Raw genomic sequence first — 16,761 nt, 5'->3', positions numbered from 1 at the left:
CTTCATGTCGGCTCTGCCACTCTCGGGCATCAAGATTCTCGACCTGACGCGGGTGCTCGCGGGCCCGCTGTCGGCCCAGATGCTGGCGGATCTCGGCGCCGAGGTTATCAAGATCGAGCGGCCCGGCGGTGGCGACGATGCCCGCGCCTTTGGCCCGCCCTACCTCGCCGACCCCGAAGGCAAGCAGAACAACAACAATTCGTTCTACCTCTGCGCCAACCGCAACAAGAAGTCGGTCACCGTCAATATCGCCAAGCCCGAAGGGCAGGCGATCATCCGCGAGCTCGCCAAATCGGCCGACGTGATGATGGAGAACTACAAGGTCGGCGACCTCAAGCGCTACGGCCTCGACTACGAGACCATCAAGCAGCTCAACCCCGGCATCATCTATTGCTCGGTGACCGGCTTCGGCCAGACCGGACCCTACGCGCCGCGCGCCGGCTACGACGCGATCCTGCAGGCGATGGGCGGATTGATGAGCGTCACCGGCCATATCGACGGCGAGCCAGGCGAGGGCCCGATGAAGGTCGGCCCCTCGATCGTCGACTACATGACCGGAATGAACACCTCGATCGGGATCCTCGCGGCGCTCTACCACCGCGACGCCAATAACGGGGAAGGGCAGCATATCGACGTCTGCCTGTTCGATACCGTGATCGCCTCGCTGTCGCATTGGCTGCAGATCTACCTCGTCAACGGCAAGACCCCGCCGCGCCGCGGGACCTGGGGCAATGGCGGCATGCCGGCCGGCGTGTTCCGCTGCACCGACGGCGAATTGATGCTGGTGGTCGGCAATGACGGCCAGTTCCAGCGCACCTGCGCCGTGCTCGGCGAACCCGAGCTCGCCAATGACAAGCGCTTCGTCAAGAACAACGACCGCGTCGTGCACGGCAAGGAGATCATGGCGATCTTCGCCGGCCTGTTCCTGAAGCACCCCGTCGCGTACTGGCTCGAAAAGCTCGAGGAGGCCGGCGTGCCGTCAGGCCCGATCAACAATTTCGAGCAGGTGTTCAGCGACCCGCACGTGCAGTCGCGCGGCATGCGGGTGAAGGTCGATCACCCCTTCGAGCCGAACCTGTCGCTGATCCGCAACGCGCTGACCTTCTCGGGCACCCCGATCACCGACTACCGCGCCCCGCCGCTGCTCGGCGCCGACACCAAGGACGTGCTGGCGACCATCGGCTATGACGACGCCAAGGTCGAAGGGCTGAAGGCGCAGGGGATTCTGTAGGGGCTCGAAGCCACGCGAAGAGCCTTCCCGCTGCTCTCTTTTCCGTCACGCTGAGGAGCGCGAAGCGCGTCTCGAAGGGTCGACGGCCAACGGCCGGGCCGTCGACCCTTCGAGACTGCCGCTTTGCGGCCTCTCAGGATGACGGTCTGAGCCGGGTTCCGCATTTACTGCAACACTTCGACCTGTATCGAAGCATCATTGACGCCCGCCTGCTAGATTGGCGCCATCGATCCCCCTATCGAAGGTGCCAATCATGAAACGGGAAGTGATCCGCGTCGAACCGATCTCAAGCTGGCTGGAGCGCTGGAAGGCGCCGGCGTCGGCGGTAACCCGCGCCGGCAACATGATCTTCGTCTCCGGCCTGCCGCCGTTCGATCCCGCGACCGGCGAGATCGCCGCCGGGGCCTCGATCGAGCGGCAGAGCGAGCTCGTCATGGAGCAGCTCCGGGAGTGCCTGGAGGCCGCCGGCGCCTCGTTCGACAATGTGATGAAGTGCAATATCTTCTGCACCTCGGCGAAGCACTTCGCCACCTTCAACGCAATTTACCGCAAATATTTCGCGGATGATCTGCCGGCGCGGATCTTCGTCTGCATTCCGGAATGGACCGGGCCGTTCGATATCGAGATCGACTGCATCGCGATGGTGTGAGGCGGGCGAGGGCGGCCGCGCCCCGCGTCTGTCGTAAATCCGTACAACTTGTGATCGTATTCTCCCGGTTTTCACCGGGAGATGATCCGATGCTGCAAATTGCTCTGCGTTGTCTCTATGCTCTCATTGCGATGATTGCTCTTGCCGGCAACCCGGCTTCAGCCCAGACCGGCGCGCCGGTCGATCCAAGGCTCGGCTGCGACAAGGCCGGCACCGCGCCGCCGCTCGACCTGCGTGAGCCCGACAATATCGATCTCTTCAAGCGGCGGCTCTTGGCCTATCGTTGCACCGCCTATGAGAACGATATCGCCGAGGTGCTCGGCAAGGCGCGGAAATGGGTGGCGGCGCGGGCCGGCGAGGTCCAGCGTCCGGCCATCGTGTTGGATATCGACGAGACCTCGCTGCTCAACTGGCCGCGCATCTACCAGGACGACTACGCCTACATCCCGAGCGTCCCCGGCGGTCACTGCGATTTTGTCCAGGTCGGCGATCCCTGCGGCGACCTCGACTGGCAGCAGAGCGCGCGGGCCGCCGCGATCGGCCCGACACTTGCGCTCTACAAGCTCGCCCGCTGCATCGAGCAGGCTGCCTCATGCACCAAGGTCGATGTGTTCTTCGTCACCGGGCGGCGCGAGCAGGCGCACAACGACGAGATGGCGAGCGTCTGGACGCTGCGCAATCTTCAACTCGCGGGCTTCGACGGCATCGCGCGCGATCATCTCTACATGCGTGATCCGGCTTCGACCGGCTCGGTCAGCATCCACAAGACCGCGGCGCGCACCGAGATCGAGGACAAGCTGGGATTTGTCATCATTGCCAATGTCGGCGACCAGAACAGCGATCTGGTCGGCGGACATGCCGAGATGACCTTCAAGGTGCCCAATCCGTTCTACTTCATTGATTGAGACCGCGCCGTTGCGCCGCCGCTCACAGATCCTGCCGCGTGAGCCGGCCGTGCACCAGGACCGGCCGCGCGGCCGGCTTGCTCGGCGTGTCGCCCATGGTCAGTGCCATCACCGAGACCGTGACCACGCGATCGATGATGGCACGGACGTCGTCGAGGTCGCATTTGCCTTCCGACAGCCGCAGCAGGCGTTCCTTCTCGCGGATGGTGTGGTGCGCCATCGCCAGCGCGAAGTGCAGGCCCCAATACAGCTCGGTGTCGTCGCGGCCGGGCATCGCGCGGCGCATCGCGGCGGCAAACTTGCGCAGATGATCGACCTCGCGGTTCTTGATGCGGCGGATCGGCGGCACGGATTCGATCGAGGCGCGGATCATGAAGCGCGCCGCGGTCGAGCCCTCGCGATCGGGCCCGAGGCAGCCGCGCAGAGTGGGGCCGACGAGGGCGCGCATGATGTCCTCGATCGCGGCGCGGCCGCCGCCGGCTTCCTCGGCGGCCTTCAGTTCGTTGAGGCGTTCGCGGTTGGTCTGGATGCTGCGGGTGACGAACAGCTCCGCGATCAATTCGTCCTTGGAGCCGAAATGATAGTTCACCGCCGCGAGGTTGACGTTCGCCTCCGCGACGATGTCGCGCAGCGTGACGTCGCCGAAGCCGCGGTCGGCATAGAGCCGCTCGGCGGCGGCGAGAATGGCGGATCGGGTCTGGTCGCTGGCCATGGCTGAGAGCCTTTCCGTTATTCCGCGGTGTGCCGGGGAATGACGAAGACGACGGGGAGTTGATTTTCAAACATTTGTATGAAACTATCGTTTGAACAGCCGGCAATGTCAATCCGCAACAACGCGGGCGGCATTCTGGCACACCACCGCGCCGGTCCCGCGAACGCCCTTGCGGCGTCCGGGCGCCGGGTGGACAGTGCGGCCCAAAGTCTAGGAAACGAGGAGCGTCCCATGGATTTCACGATGTCGGCCAGGCAGAAGGAGTGGCTTGAGCGCGTTCAGGCCTTCATGAAAGCGCATGTCCGCCCGGCGGTGCCGATCTACGAGAAGCAGGACGCGGAAGGTCCGCGCTGGAAGGTGATCCCGATCCTCGAGGATCTGAAGAAGAAGGCGAAGGCCGAAGGCCTCTGGAACATGTTCATGCCGCCGTCCTCGCATGAGGACGACGAGTTCCACGGCGCGGGACTGACCAACCTGGAATACGCGCTGCTGTCGGAGGAGATGGGCCACATCTCCTGGGCGTCGGAAGTGTTCAACTGTTCCGCGCCCGATACCGGCAACATGGAAGTGTTTATCCGCTACGGCACCAAGGAGCAGAAGCGCAAATGGCTGCGCCCGCTGATGGACGGCGAGATCCGCTCCGCCTTCCTGATGACCGAGCCCGCGGTGGCTTCGTCTGACGCCACCAACATCGAAACCCGCATCGAGAAGGATGGCGATCACTACGTCATCAACGGCCGCAAATGGTGGTCGTCCGGTGTCGGCGATCCGCGCTGCAAGGTCGCGATCCTGATGGGCAAGACCGATTTCAACGCCGCCAAGCACCAGCAGCAGTCGCAGATCCTGGTGCCGCTCGACACCCCCGGCATCAAGGTCGAGAAGATGCTGCCGGTGTTCGGCTTCGACGATGCGCCGCACGGCCATGCCCAGGTGCTGCTCGAGAACGTCCGCGTGCCGAAGGAGAACATCCTGCTCGGCGAGGGCCGCGGCTTCGAGATCGCGCAGGGCCGTCTCGGCCCGGGCCGTATCCATCACTGCATGCGCACCATCGGCCAGGCCGAGGAAGCGCTGGAGAAGATGGTGAAGCGGCTCGCCTCGCGCACCGCGTTCGGCAAGAAGATCATCGAGCATTCGGTCTGGGAGCAGCGCATCGGCGAGGCCCGCACCGACATCGAGATGAATCGCCTGCTGTGCCTCAAGGCCGCCGACATGATGGACAAGGTCGGCAACAAGACCGCGCAGGCCGAGATCGCGATGATCAAGGTCGCAGCGCCCAATATGGCGCTGAAGATCATCGACCAAGCGATCCAGGCGTTTGGCGGCGGCGGTGTCTCCGACGACGCCGGGCTCGCGAAGGCCTATGCCCACATCCGAACGCTCCGTCTCGCCGACGGTCCGGACGAGGTGCACAACCGCGCCATTGCAAGGCTTGAAGTTCGGAAGTATGCAAACACGTCGCATTGAGCATGATGCGGAACGCATGGCGTTCCCGCGTACATCGTGCTCAGAATGAAAAAGACAATTGGGAGCGTCCGACGGCGCTCCCAACAAAACCGAGTTGAGGGAGCGTCATCGTGGCGGACGGCGTCAGGAAAGACGAAGAATTTTCCGGAACACGGGAAGTCGAGGAGCGCCATCGCGTCAACGAGGCGAGCCTCGATGCCTGGATGAAGCAACACGTCGAGGGCTATCAGGGCCCGCTCAAGGTCCTGCAGTTCAAGGGCGGCCAGTCCAACCCGACGTACAAGCTCGAAACCCCCGGCCGCAACTACGTGATGCGCCGCCGTCCGTTTGGTAAGCTGTTGCCGTCGGCCCATGCGGTCGATCGAGAGTTCCGCGTGATTGCGGCGCTCGGCAAGCAGAATTTCCCGGTCGCGAAAGCCTATGCGCTGTGCACCGACGATGCGGTGATCGGCTCGGCCTTCTACATCATGTCGATGGAGGAGGGGCGGGTGTTCTGGGATCCGACCTTGCCGAGCCAGGAGCCGGACGCGCGGCGGAAAATCTTCACCAGCAAGATCGAGACGCTGGCGAAGCTGCACATCCTCGATCCGGAAAAGATCGGCCTCGGCGATTTCGGCAAGCCCGGCAACTATTTTGCGCGGCAGGTCGATCGCTGGACCAAGCAGTACCGCGCGTCCGAGACGCAGCACATTCCCGAGTTCGAGAAGCTCGCTGAGTGGCTGCCGAAGACGGTGCCGGAGCAGAAGCGCGTCTCGGTCGTGCATGGCGACTATCGCCTCGACAACATGATCTTCCACGCCACCGAGCCGCGGGTGCAGGCGGTGCTGGACTGGGAATTGTCGACGCTCGGCGATCCCATGGCCGACTTCACCTATCTGTTGATGCAGTGGACCATGCCGGGCCTCGCCAATGCTGACCTCAAGGCATTGAACATCCCGAGCCAGGATGAGGCCGCGCAGATCTATTGCAACGTCACCGGCATGGCCGTGCCGGATCTCAACTGGTATTTCTCGTACAATCTGTTCCGCCTCGCCGGCATCACGCAGGGCATCGCGGGCCGCGTCCGCGACGGCACGGCCGCCAACGCCAAGGCCCTCGAGTCAGCCGCGCGCACCGTGCCGTTGTCGAAGGCGTCATGGGAATACGCGCAGAAGGCCGGCGCAACCTGATCTGAGAACGCGGCGCGATCCCACAGGGCTCGCGCCGCAACTGCGAGATGCGGCATGTTTCCGTATTGTAGCCATCTGTGATTTGAGTTCGCAGCGCCGCTTTGGCAAGTCCATCCGGTCAACGCCCGCCTGGTCCTGATCGGACAATTTCATCTTGCCCCTTTCCTCGAATCTTCGCGGCAGCCTGTTCATGGCTGCTGCCATGGCCACCTTCACGGCCAACGACACCATCACCAAGGCGGTGTCGGCGGAGCTCAACATCGGGGAGATCTTGCTGGTCCGCGGCGTGGTCGCGATGGTGCTGGTCGCGGCACTAGCCTGGTACCGCGACGCCCTGCGCAGTTTCGGCGCGCTGTTGATCTGGCCGGTCGGCTTGCGCGTGATCGGCGAGATCGGCGGCACGCTGACCTATCTGTCGGCGATCTCGCAAATCCCGCTCGCCAACGCCTCGGCGATCTTCCAGGCGCTGCCGCTGGTCATCACGCTGGGCGCTGCGCTGGTGTTCGGCGAGCCGGTCGGCTGGCGGCGCTGGCTGGCGATCGCGGCCGGCTTCATCGGCGTGCTGGTCATCGTCCGGCCCGGCGCGGAAGGCTTCAACCAGGCCGCGCTGCTGGCGCTGGCGTCGGTCGGCTTCTGCACGGTGCGCGATCTCGCCACCCGGCGCATCCCGAAGGACCTGCCGACCGTGTTCATCACGCTGCTGACGACCGTGACGGTGACGACCGCGGGCGCCGCCGTGCTGGTGCCGCTCGGCGGCTGGCGGCCGCCGTCCGGCCAGGCGCTCGGCCTGCTTACATTTGCCGCGGTGCTGATCCTGATCGGCTATCAGTGCATCATCGTGTCGCTGCGCACCGGCGACATCTCGGCGGTGGCGCCGTTCCGCTACACCGCGCTGCTATGGGCGATGCTGACAGGCTATCTCACCTTCGGCCACAAGCCCGACGGCGCGATGCTCGCGGGTGCCACGATCATCGTCGCCTCCGGCCTCTACGCCTTCTACCGCGAGCGCAAGCGCGACAAGCTTCGCCCGGCCGCGACAGGTCCGGGCCTGCCGCCGGATGGGCTGTGAATAGCTTGTAGGGCGGATTACACTTCGGCTAATCCGCCCTACAATTGGCAGCCTCACTTCGCGCAATGCGCGATCAGCCGCGCGACGAAATCCCCGCACGCCTCGAGCTGCGACATTTCGACGAATTCGTCCGGCGTATGCGCCTGCGCGATCCCGCCGGGGCCGACCACCACCGACGGCACGTCCGCCATGCTGGTGAACAGGCTGGCCTCGGTGCCGAACGCGACCTTGGCGTGGTCGTTGCGACCGGCGAATTGCTTGGCGAGCGTGACGATCGGGGCGTCGGCGGCGGTATCGAGCGCGGGATAGTCGAGGATTTCCTCGAAATCGATGCCGCAGTCCGGGTACCGCGCGCGCATCTTCGGCTCGACCTCGGCCTTGGCCCAGGCGACGATCGCGTCCGTCACCTCTCTGGACTCGGTGATCCCGATGCCGCGGCATTCGAATTCCACCACGCATTGGTCGGGAACGATGTTCAGCGCGGCGCCGCCGCGGACGATGCTGGTGAGCAGGGTCGAGTGCGGGACGTCGTAGAGGCTGTCTCGCTCGGCATCCACCACGAGCAAGGCCGCGCGGCGGCGAATCTCGGTGATCAGGTCGGCCGCATACTCGATCGCGTTGACGCCGTCGGGCGCGATCGAGGAGTGGCGGGCGAGCCCGCGGAACGTGGCGCGCACGCCGTGCTTGCCCTTGTGGCCGATGATCACCTGCATCCGGGTCGGCTCGCCGACGAAGCAGCCGAGCGGCTTCACGCTCTTGCGCGCGACCTCGCGCAGCATCGGACGGACACCGACGCAGCCGACCTCCTCGTCATAGGAGATCGCAAGATGGATCGGCGTCTTCAGGTTGACCTCGACCATCTCCGGCACCATAGCGAGACAGACCGCGACAAAGCCCTTCATGTCGGTGGTGCCGCGGCCGTACAGCTTTCCGTCGCGCTCGACCAATTCAAACGGGTTGTGGGTCCAGTCCTGTCCCGCGACCGGCACGACGTCGGTGTGCCCCGACAGAACCAGGCCTGCCTTGTCTTGCGGGCCGATCGTGACCCACAGCGAGGATTTCTGCCCGGTGTCATCCACGATTCGCTGGCCGCTGACGCCGAGCGAAGCGAGATAGCGCTCGATGTAATCGATCAGTGGCAAATTGCTGCGGTCGCTGACGGTGTCGAACGCGACGAGGTCGGCCAACAGCTTGCGGATACGGTCGGGTCGTTGATTTTGCATGGCCTGTTCGTTTGCGAGGGGGGTGAGGGGGCGATCCTGCCAGGGAACTATAACAGTTCGTTTGCGCGCCGAGGCCAGGCAATATTCGGACCGTTACATCCTCAGCTGTCATCGCCCGGCTTGCCGCCTCCGTTGAAGCTTCGGCGCGCCGGGGTGGATCACCCGCTTTCGCGAGGTGATGGCACCGCGCGATGCGAGACGATGAATCGAGAACCCATCCTCATCGTCGTCCCTGCGAAAGCAGGGACCCAACCACCGATGGTCATTGTTGAACGACGCTGGAACGACGTGTCCTTTCCACCACACCTGCCGCGGCTTATGGGTCCCGGCCTTCGCCGGGACGACAGTGGTGGATGTGGCGGCGTCATCGCGCCAACGCAAACCTCGCCGTTCCGCGAAAGGCGAGCAGCGTTGCTAAATCGGCTTGCCCGTATACGGCATCGACGCCGTCAGGCCGCCGTCGACAGGGATGGCCTGGCCGTTGACATAGGACGCTTCGTCGCTCGCCAAAAACAGTCCCATCGCGGCGAGCTCGTGCGGCTGGCCGGGGCGCTTCAACGGATTGAGCTGGCCGATCTTGTCCTGGGTGCCGCGCTCCTTGGCGCGGTCGAACACCGGCTTGGTCATGCCGGTCTCGATCAGGCCCGGGCACACCGCGTTGACGCGCACGCCGGTGCCGGAGAGCGAGTAGGCGGTGGTCTGCACCAGGCTGATGACGCCGGCCTTGCTTGCGCCGTAAGGATGTCCGCTGGCGCCGGCCTTCAGGCCCGCAACCGATGCGGTAAGGATGATCGAGCCGAAGCCCTGCTTGGTCATGTGCGGGATCGAATGCTTGATCGCGAGGAACGGGCCGATCAGATTGACGCGCAGCACCTCCTGCCAATGTTCCGGAGTCTGGTCGGCGAGCGGAACGAGGCCGCCGCTGACGCCGGCATTGGCCCAGATCGCATCGAGCTTGCCGTACTTCGAAACCGCCTTCTCGATGAACGCCTTCACGTCGCTCTCCGATCCTGCGTCCGCAGTGACGGCTTCGACCGTGCCGCCGGCATCGCGCACCAGCTTGGCGGTCTCGTTGACGCCGTCGGTGCGATCGACTGCGATCAGCTTGGCGCCTTCCTTGGTGAACAGCAGCGAGGCCGCGCGGCCGATGCCGCTGCCCGCGCCGGTGATGATGACGGATTTGCCTTCGAGGCGGCCCAAGTTCTTGGTCACGTTTTTCTCCCTGTTCACATGATCCGTGGCACGCCTGCCGCGCGACGGAATTCAAACAAAATTTCAAACGTCAGAAGCACTTGAGACGATGTGCGGCGTGACGTACAGCGTGACGGGACACTATTGAAGGGCTCATCCGATGTCCAATCCAGACAGGCCTGTCGTGACGGTGACGCGCTGGTGGTGGGTCCGCCACGCGCCGGTACGCAGCGACGGCGGCAACATCTACGGGCAGGAGGACATCGACTGCGACACCGGCGATGTCGAAGTGTTCGAGGCGGTCGCCAAGATGCTGCCGCGCGATGCTGTCTGGTATTCGAGCAATCTCAAGCGCACGCACAAGACCGCGGAGGCGATCTGGGCCGCCGGCTATCCGAAGCCGGCCAGCATGACGCAGGAGCGCGACTTCGCCGAGCAGCATCTCGGCCGATGGCAGGGCATGAACCGCGCCGCGCTGCTCGCGAGCCAGCCGCCCGGCAGGAGCTGGTTTGCCGACGTCAATGAGCCCGCGCCGGGCGGCGAGAGTTTCATGGATCTCTACACGCGGGTCTGCCGCACGATCGTGCGGATCACGGCTGCGGAAGCGGGCAGGAACATCATCGCGGTCGGCCATGGCGGCGTGATCCGCGCCGCGGTCGGCCTTGCACTCGGCGGCCAGCCGGATCGCGGATTGTCCTTCGACGTCGATAACGTCTCGGTGACGCGGCTCGATCACATCGCAGGCGTCGGCCTGTCGACCTGGCGGCTGCCGATGGTGAACCAGCAGCCGTGGATTGCCGATCCCCGACACGCCGCGATGCATCAGCCGGCCGGACCGGAAGTCAGGCCGGCGAGCAAGCTTGCGTGATGGCGCTATCGCAACACACAACCACTGCCTAAGCTCAACGCAGAATTCAAACGCCTTACATCAGGGAGAGAACCATGACCTTGTTCGACATGAAGGGAAAAGTCGCCGTCATCACCGGCTCGACGCGCGGCATCGGACGCGCGATCGCCGAGCGGATGGCCGAGCACGGCGCCAAGGTCGTGATCTCCTCGCGCAAGGCCGATGTCTGCGAAGAGGTGGCCAAGGAGATCAACACCAGCTACGGCAAGGGCACCGCGGTCGCGATCGCAGCCAACATCTCCTCGAAGGAAAACCTGCAGAACCTCGTGGACGAGAGCAACCGTGCCTTCGGCAAGATCGATGTGCTGGTCTGCAACGCGGCATCCAATCCCTACTATGGCCCGCTCGCCGGCATCTCCGACGATCAGTTCCGCAAGATCCTCGACAACAACATCGTCGCCAACAACTGGCTGATCTCGATGGTGGTGCCGCAGATGATTGAGCGCAAGGATGGCTCCATCATCATCGTGTCCTCGATCGGTGGCCTGAAGGGCTCGACCATCCTCGGAGCCTACGCGATCTCGAAGGCCGCCGACATGCAGCTCGCGCGCAACCTCGCCTGCGAGTACGGCAAGCACAATATCCGCGTGAACTGCATCGCGCCGGGCCTGATCAAGACCGACTTCGCCAAGGCGCTGTGGGACAATCCGGACAATCTGAAGGCCTCGACCGCGCGCTCGCCACTGCTGCGCATCGGCGTGCCGGACGAGATCGCGGGCGCCGCCGTGTTCATGGGTTCACGCGCCGGTGACTTCATGACCGGCCAGACCGTGGTGATCGACGGCGGCGCGACGATCAGCTGACGCGAAGCGTCATCCCGGGGCGCGCGTTAGCGCGAACCCGGGATCTCGAGCAGCAAATGGCCTCACTCCACAGCCGCATACACTCCGTTGCGCACCAGCGAGCGGGTGTATTCGCGCTGGCCCGGGCCCTGCATCATGAACACCGCGATCAGGTCTTCGTGCGGATCGATCCAGAAGAACGTGCCGGCCATGCCGCTCCAGAAGTACTGGCCGACCGAGCCGGAGAACGGCGCGATGCCCTGCTGCATACGCACGGCGAAGCCGAGGCCGAAACTGTGGCCCGGCGACACCAGCGTGCCTTGGATCTTGACGCCGGCACCAAGGTGATCGGAGGCCATGAATTCGAGCGTCTTGCGGCCGATGATCCTGGTGCCGTCGAGCGATCCGCCATTGAGCAGCATCTGCGCGAAGCGGGCATAGTCCATCGTGGTCGACACTAGGCCGCCGCCGCCGGATTCCATCGCCGGCTTCTCCAGCATGTTGAACAGCTGCACCTTCTCGTTGCTCCAGGGATCGTTGGCAAACGCCTCGGCCAGCCGGCCGGCATTGGCTTCCGGGGTATGGAAGGCGGTCTCGTTCATCTGCAGCGGTGAGAGGATGCGCTCAGTGAGGAACGCGCCGAGCGTCTTGCCGCTGACGACTTCGATGATGCGGCCGAGGATGTCGGTGGAGCGGCTGTAGTTCCACTCGGCGCCGGGCTGGCAGACCAGCGGCATGGCGGCGAGCATGGTGGCGTGCTCGGCATTGGTGATCTTGCGGCTGCGCAGCCGCGACTGCTTGTAGAGCTCCTGCACCGGGCCGTTGCCGGTGTGGTCATACGTCAAGCCGGAGGTGTGGCGCAGCAGGTCCTGGATCGTCATCTGCCGCTGCACGGGGACCAGCTCGAGCTTGCCGTTATGCTCGACGCCGACCTTGGTCTCGGCGAATTCGGGGATGAATTTCGCGACGGGGTCGTTGAGCAGGAAGTGGCCGTCCTCCAGCAGCTGCATGATACCGACCGAGACGATCGGCTTGGTCATCGAGAAGATGCGGAAGATCGTGTCATGCGTCATCGGCGCCGCGGCGGTCGGGCTCTGCCGGCCGATCGCGTCGAACCAGCCGATCTGGCCGCGCCGCGCCACCAGCACCGTGAAGCCGGGCGCGGTTCCCTTGTCGACCTCGCGCTTGAAGGTGTCGGACAATGCCTGCAGCCGCGCGCCCGACAGTCCGATCGATTCGGGTTTGGCGAGCGGGAGGGACGGGGTGGTCTGGGTGGCGGAGTGCTTGGTGGCGGTTTGAGCGTTCATGGTCTCTCCCTGGTTCTTGATTCTTGCGGCGGAGCGCCGGCAATGAGGTGATCTTGGAGTGATGGCTGAAGTCTGGCGCAGAAGTTTTGCAATGAACAGAAGGTTCGCCGCTTCGCCCTTGCAAACCGGCCATGCCCTGTGCTTGAAACGGCGCGAACCGGCGGCGACGCCGGTTCCCTGCAGGAGTGTAGCTCAATTGGTAGAGCACCGGTCTCCAAAACCGGGGGTCGCAGGTTCGAGCCCTGCCACTCCTGCCAGCTTTTAGCCAACAATTTGAATGCCTTGGCCGAGGTCCTGGACCCCGGCCATGATCATTTTCAGTTACTTGATCAGCGGGCAGCCACCGTCCTTGAGCGGCCGGAATGCCTGGTCGCCGGGTACCTCGGCGAGCACCTTGTAGTAATCCCACGGCGCCTTCGATTCCTCGGGTTTCTTGACCTCGAACAGGAACATCGAATGCACCATGCGGCCGTCCTCGCGCACCACGCCATTGTCGGTGAAGGCGTCGCGCACTGGAGTGGCGCGCATCTTCGCCAGCACGGGCTTGGTCTCCTTGGTGCCGGCGGCCTTGACCGCGTTGAGGTAGTGCAGTGTGGCGCTGTAGGTCGCGGCCTGGTTCATGGTCGGCATCCGCTTCATGCGCTCGAAGAAGCGCTTGCCGAAGGCGCGGGTGCGGTCGTTGAGGTCCCAGTAATAGGCCTCGGTGATGATCAGGCCCTGCGCGAGCTTCAGCCCGAGGCTGTGGATGTCGGAGATGAACATCACGATGCCGGCGAGATTCTGCCCGCCCGCGACGATGCCGAATTCGGCGGCCTGCTTGATCGCGTTGATGGTGTCGCCGCCGCCATTGGCGAGGCCGACGATCTTGGCCTTGGACGACTGCGCCTGCAGCAGGAATGAGGAGAAGTCCGGCGTATTGAGCGGATGCCGCGCGCTGCCGAGCACCTTGCCGCCGGCCGCGCGGACCACGTCGCCGGTGTCGCGCTCGATGGAATGGCCGAACACATAGTCGGCGGTGATGAAGAACCAGGTGTCGCCGCCGTTCTTCACGATCGCGCTGCCGACGGTGTGGGCGTTGGCGTAGGTGTCGTAGGTCCAGTGCAGCGTGTAGGGCGAGCAGGATTTTCCGGTGATGTCGGAGCTCGCCGCGTCCGTCACGATCATGATCTTCTCAAACTGCTTCGACATCTCCATGCCGGCGAGCGCGGTCGCCGAGGTCGGCATGTCGATGATCATGTCGACATTCTCGGCCTCGTACCATTTGCGGGTGATGGTGGCGGCGACGTTGGCCTTGTTGAGGGCGTCGGCGGTGACGAGCTCGATCGGCTTGCCGAATATCGAGCCGCCGAACTCCTCGATCGCCATCTTGGTGGCCTCGACATTCCCGGCGCCGCCGATGTCGGAATAGACCGACTGGAAATCGGTCAGCACGCCGATCTTGAGCGGCGTCTGTTGTGCGAGCGCGGGCCCCGCCAGCACTGCGGCGAGCAGGCCGGCGGCGGATAGACTCGTGGCGATGGATTTCATGGTGATGCGTCCTCCCAGGATGTTCTTATCGGTTTGTCCGACAAAGCTAGATTTGCCCGGTTCCAGTGTCAATTCTGGCCATCCGGGTGCGACAATCCGGCTTAGAACGGCCCATTTGACGCTCTTGGCGCCTTCTCCTATCCTTTGTCCGACAAACGACAATCGGGAGCCCAAGGTGCCCGCCACACCACTGTTCCGACGCATCGACGTCGCGCCGGCCTACCAGAAGGTCGCCGACGCGATCGAGCGCGAGATCATCAACGGCCGGATCAAACCCGGCGAGCCGATCGGCACCGAGCAGCAGCTGGTCGCGCAGTTCGGCGTCAACCGCTCGACGGTGCGCGAAGGCATTCGCGTGCTCGAGGAGGGCGGGCTGATCCGCCGCGATTCCAGTCGCCGCCTGCAGGCCTGCCTGCCGCGCTACAACAAGCTCGCCACGCGACTGTCGCGTGCGTTGATCCTGCACGAGGTCACGTTCCGCGAACTGTTCGAGGCGTCGATGACGCTGGAGGTCGCGAGCGTCGAAGGCGCGGTCGAGCGCGCGACCGAGGAGAACATCGCCGAGCTCGCCGGCAATCTCGAGCGCAGCTCTGATGTCGTCGGCAATCCCGCCGAGCTCGCCGAGCTGGATGCGGAATTCCACGTGCTGATGGCCAAGGCCTCGCAGAACCGCGTGCTGCAACTCGCCCGCGAGCCGGCCGCGCAGCTGTTCTTTCCGACCACCGAGATGATCGTCGGCGGCGTGCCCGAGGGCGGCGCGCGGCTCGTCGAGGCGCATCGCCACATCCTCGATGCGATCAGGCGGCGCGATAAGGAGGCCGGCGTGCTGTGGACCCGGCGGCATTTGCAGGACTGGCGGCGCGGCTTCGAGAAGATCGCCTCGCTCGATCGCTCGGTCGAGCACACCTACATGGAACACGCCTACGCCGCACGCCAATAGCGACGGCGCGGCGACAACGAGACAACGACAAAAAACACGTTCGGGAGGGACTTCATGAGCGACACCATCGCAGCGACCATCCAGCGCGCCCGCGAGCACAGCATTGGCGATCTGCTGCGCCGGTCCGCGAAGCGCTATCCCGGCAAGACCGCGCTGATCTGCGGCGAGGTGAGCTGGACCTTTGCGGAGATGGACGCGATCTGCAATCGGCTCGGACGCGGCTTGCTCGGCCTCGGCATCGCGAAGGGCGACCGCGTTGCGGTGCTGTCGCGCAACTCGCACGGCTTCGCCGCGCTACGCTTCGCCGTGGCGCGGATCGGCGCGATCCTGGTGCCGATCAACTTCATGCTCAATCCCGACGAGATCAATTTCATCCTGGCCAATTCCGGCGCCAAGCTGCTCGCGGTCGGCCCCGATTTCGTGGACACGGCGCACGCCGCCGCCGCCAAGGGCTCGGCCGTCGAGACCCTGATCTGGCTGCCCGGTGAAGATCCCGCGACCGCGCCAGACGGAATCACGACGTTCGACAACCTGCTGAACAGCGACGCGTCGGCGCCGGACGTAGCGGTGGACAGCCGTGACCCCGCGCAGATCATCTACACCAGCGGCACGGAGTCGCAGCCGAAAGGCGCGATCCTCACCCATGAAGCCGTGATGTGGCAATATGTCAGCTGCATCATCGACGGCAGCATGGCGACCGACGACACCGTGCTGCACGCGCTGCCGCTCTATCATTGCGCACAGCTCGACGTTTTCCTGGGGCCCGCGATCTATCTCGGCGCCACCAGTCTGATCACCGGCAAGCCGGTGCCCGACAATGTCCTGGCGCTGATCGCGAAGCACAAGATCAATTCGTTCTTCGCGCCGCCGACGATCTGGATCGCGATGCTGCGTTCGCCGTCGTTCGACCGCACCGATCTCTCGACCCTGCGCAAGGGCTATTACGGCGCCTCGATCATGCCGGTCGAGGTGCTGCTCGAATTGCAGCGCCGGCTGCCCGACGTGAAGTTCTGGAATTTCTACGGCCAAACCGAGATCGCGCCGCTCGCGACGGTGCTCGCACCGCAGGACCAGCTGCCGAGGGCCGGCTCGGCCGGCAAGCCCGCGATCAATGTCGAGACGCGGGTGGTCAAGGCTGACATGACCGATGTCGGGGTGGGGGAGGTCGGCGAGATCGTGCACCGCTCGCCGCATCTGTTGTCCGGTTACTACAACGATCCGGTCAAGACCGCGGCGGCGTTTGCCGGCGGCTGGTTTCATTCCGGCGATCTCGCGACCGTCGATGCCAGTGGCTACATCACCGTGGTCGATCGGGTGAAGGACATGATCAAGAGCGGCGGCGAGAACGTCGCAAGCCGCGAGGTCGAGGAGATGATCTACCGGCTGCCCGAGGTGTCGGAGGTTGCGGTGGTCGGGCTGCCCGACCCGCGCTGGATCGAGGCCGTGACCGCGATCGTCGTGGTCAAGGCCGGCCAGGACCTCGATGCCGACGCCGTCATCAAGCACTGCGCGGCGTCGATGGCCCATTTCAAGGTGCCGAAGCGGGTCATCTTCGTGGATGCCCTGCCGAAGAACCCGAGCGGCAAGCTGCTGAAGCGCGAGTTGCGGCAGCGCTATGTCGGCGGCGCCACGCTGGATCAGGCTGTTCAGAAGAGCTTTGCCGGGTAATCGACCCGGCCGCCGCC

Annotated in this window: 15 protein-coding genes and 1 tRNA gene; 11 read left to right on the top strand and 5 right to left on the bottom strand. The window is 64.7% G+C overall.

Annotation, left to right across the window (positions count from 1 at the left end; all coding sequences use genetic code 11):
• Positions 1-4: 4 nt before the first annotated feature.
• The 3 genes from JQ507_19780 (at position 5) to JQ507_19770 (ending at position 2,785) form a co-directional block, all read left to right on the top strand.
• Positions 5-1,231: a CoA transferase gene (locus JQ507_19780; GenBank protein ID QRI67236.1), complete on the top strand. Its 1,227-nt coding sequence runs from the start codon at positions 5-7 to the stop codon at positions 1,229-1,231.
• 253 nt (positions 1,232-1,484) lie between these two features.
• Positions 1,485-1,880 carry a RidA family protein gene (locus JQ507_19775; protein QRI67235.1) on the top strand — a complete coding sequence of 132 codons (396 nt, stop codon included), beginning with the start codon at positions 1,485-1,487 and terminating at the stop codon, positions 1,878-1,880.
• A gap of 89 nt (positions 1,881-1,969) precedes the next feature.
• On the top strand, positions 1,970-2,785 hold the full coding sequence (locus JQ507_19770) for an acid phosphatase (protein QRI67234.1): 816 nt from the start codon (positions 1,970-1,972) through the stop codon (positions 2,783-2,785).
• A gap of 22 nt (positions 2,786-2,807) precedes the next feature.
• On the opposite strand, the gene JQ507_19765 is transcribed toward JQ507_19770, so the two are convergent.
• Positions 2,808-3,497 (bottom strand): TetR family transcriptional regulator, encoded by a 690-nt coding sequence (locus tag JQ507_19765; GenBank protein ID QRI67233.1) that lies wholly within the window; start codon positions 3,495-3,497, stop codon positions 2,808-2,810.
• A 231-nt stretch (positions 3,498-3,728) separates the two neighbouring features.
• Between JQ507_19765 and JQ507_19760 the strand changes: the two genes are divergently transcribed.
• The 3 genes from JQ507_19760 (at position 3,729) to JQ507_19750 (ending at position 7,199) form a co-directional block, all read left to right on the top strand.
• Positions 3,729-4,961 (top strand): acyl-CoA dehydrogenase family protein, encoded by a 1,233-nt coding sequence (locus JQ507_19760; GenBank protein QRI67232.1) that lies wholly within the window; start codon positions 3,729-3,731, stop codon positions 4,959-4,961.
• A 110-nt stretch (positions 4,962-5,071) separates the two neighbouring features.
• Positions 5,072-6,130 (top strand): phosphotransferase family protein, encoded by a 1,059-nt coding sequence (locus JQ507_19755; GenBank protein ID QRI67231.1) that lies wholly within the window; start codon positions 5,072-5,074, stop codon positions 6,128-6,130.
• A 154-nt stretch (positions 6,131-6,284) separates the two neighbouring features.
• On the top strand, positions 6,285-7,199 hold the full coding sequence (locus JQ507_19750) for a DMT family transporter (GenBank protein ID QRI67230.1): 915 nt from the start codon (positions 6,285-6,287) through the stop codon (positions 7,197-7,199).
• A gap of 53 nt (positions 7,200-7,252) precedes the next feature.
• On the opposite strand, the gene argE is transcribed toward JQ507_19750, so the two are convergent.
• On the bottom strand, positions 7,253-8,422 hold the full coding sequence (gene argE, locus JQ507_19745; protein ID QRI67229.1) for an acetylornithine deacetylase: 1,170 nt from the start codon (positions 8,420-8,422) through the stop codon (positions 7,253-7,255).
• 414 nt (positions 8,423-8,836) lie between these two features.
• Entirely contained in the window at positions 8,837-9,622 is a 786-nt protein-coding gene (locus tag JQ507_19740; GenBank protein ID QRI73421.1) for an SDR family oxidoreductase, read from the bottom strand.
• Positions 9,623-9,773: 151 nt separating this feature from the next.
• Between JQ507_19740 and JQ507_19735 the strand changes: the two genes are divergently transcribed.
• Both JQ507_19735 and JQ507_19730 read left to right on the top strand, forming a co-directional pair.
• Positions 9,774-10,481, top strand: coding sequence for a histidine phosphatase family protein (locus tag JQ507_19735; protein ID QRI67228.1), 708 nt, complete (start codon positions 9,774-9,776; stop codon positions 10,479-10,481).
• Positions 10,482-10,555: 74 nt separating this feature from the next.
• Positions 10,556-11,323: an SDR family oxidoreductase gene (locus JQ507_19730; protein ID QRI67227.1), complete on the top strand. Its 768-nt coding sequence runs from the start codon at positions 10,556-10,558 to the stop codon at positions 11,321-11,323.
• A 62-nt stretch (positions 11,324-11,385) separates the two neighbouring features.
• On the opposite strand, the gene JQ507_19725 is transcribed toward JQ507_19730, so the two are convergent.
• The gene (locus JQ507_19725) at positions 11,386-12,609 is read right to left on the bottom strand and encodes a beta-lactamase family protein (protein QRI67226.1); all 1,224 of its coding nucleotides are present in this window, start codon (positions 12,607-12,609) and stop codon (positions 11,386-11,388) included.
• A gap of 181 nt (positions 12,610-12,790) precedes the next feature.
• Between JQ507_19725 and JQ507_19720 the strand changes: the two genes are divergently transcribed.
• Positions 12,791-12,866: transfer RNA gene (locus JQ507_19720), tRNA-Trp, on the top strand.
• A gap of 64 nt (positions 12,867-12,930) precedes the next feature.
• Here the strand turns inward: JQ507_19720 and JQ507_19715 are convergent.
• The gene (locus JQ507_19715) at positions 12,931-14,136 is read right to left on the bottom strand and encodes an ABC transporter substrate-binding protein (GenBank protein ID QRI67225.1); all 1,206 of its coding nucleotides are present in this window, start codon (positions 14,134-14,136) and stop codon (positions 12,931-12,933) included.
• 175 nt (positions 14,137-14,311) lie between these two features.
• Between JQ507_19715 and JQ507_19710 the strand changes: the two genes are divergently transcribed.
• A complete protein-coding gene (locus JQ507_19710; GenBank protein QRI67224.1) occupies positions 14,312-15,076 on the top strand; it encodes a FadR family transcriptional regulator in 765 nt (254 codons plus the stop codon).
• 54 nt (positions 15,077-15,130) lie between these two features.
• Positions 15,131-16,744 carry an acyl-CoA synthetase gene (locus JQ507_19705; protein QRI67223.1) on the top strand — a complete coding sequence of 538 codons (1,614 nt, stop codon included), beginning with the start codon at positions 15,131-15,133 and terminating at the stop codon, positions 16,742-16,744.
• The last annotated feature ends 17 nt before the right edge of the window (positions 16,745-16,761 follow it).

It is taken from the genome of Bradyrhizobium sp. PSBB068, assembly GCA_016839165.1.
Classification (GTDB): domain Bacteria; phylum Pseudomonadota; class Alphaproteobacteria; order Rhizobiales; family Xanthobacteraceae; genus Bradyrhizobium.
The sequence above is the reverse complement of the archived record's forward strand: the minus strand, read 5'-3'. Positions and strand labels throughout refer to the sequence as shown.

Coding starts and splice junctions, on each gene's coding strand:
- JQ507_19730 (QRI67227.1), top strand. CDS start 10,556: ATGACCTTGTTCGACATGAAGGGAAAAGTCGCCGTCATCACCGGCTCG.
- JQ507_19760 (QRI67232.1), top strand. CDS start 3,729: ATGGATTTCACGATGTCGGCCAGGCAGAAGGAGTGGCTTGAGCGCGTT.
- JQ507_19725 (QRI67226.1), bottom strand. CDS start 12,609: ATGAACGCTCAAACCGCCACCAAGCACTCCGCCACCCAGACCACCCCG.
- JQ507_19765 (QRI67233.1), bottom strand. CDS start 3,497: ATGGCCAGCGACCAGACCCGATCCGCCATTCTCGCCGCCGCCGAGCGG.
- JQ507_19705 (QRI67223.1), top strand. CDS start 15,131: ATGAGCGACACCATCGCAGCGACCATCCAGCGCGCCCGCGAGCACAGC.
- JQ507_19715 (QRI67225.1), bottom strand. CDS start 14,136: ATGAAATCCATCGCCACGAGTCTATCCGCCGCCGGCCTGCTCGCCGCA.
- JQ507_19770 (QRI67234.1), top strand. CDS start 1,970: ATGCTGCAAATTGCTCTGCGTTGTCTCTATGCTCTCATTGCGATGATT.
- JQ507_19775 (QRI67235.1), top strand. CDS start 1,485: ATGAAACGGGAAGTGATCCGCGTCGAACCGATCTCAAGCTGGCTGGAG.
- JQ507_19735 (QRI67228.1), top strand. CDS start 9,774: ATGTCCAATCCAGACAGGCCTGTCGTGACGGTGACGCGCTGGTGGTGG.
- JQ507_19780 (QRI67236.1), top strand. CDS start 5: ATGTCGGCTCTGCCACTCTCGGGCATCAAGATTCTCGACCTGACGCGG.
- argE (QRI67229.1), bottom strand. CDS start 8,422: ATGCAAAATCAACGACCCGACCGTATCCGCAAGCTGTTGGCCGACCTC.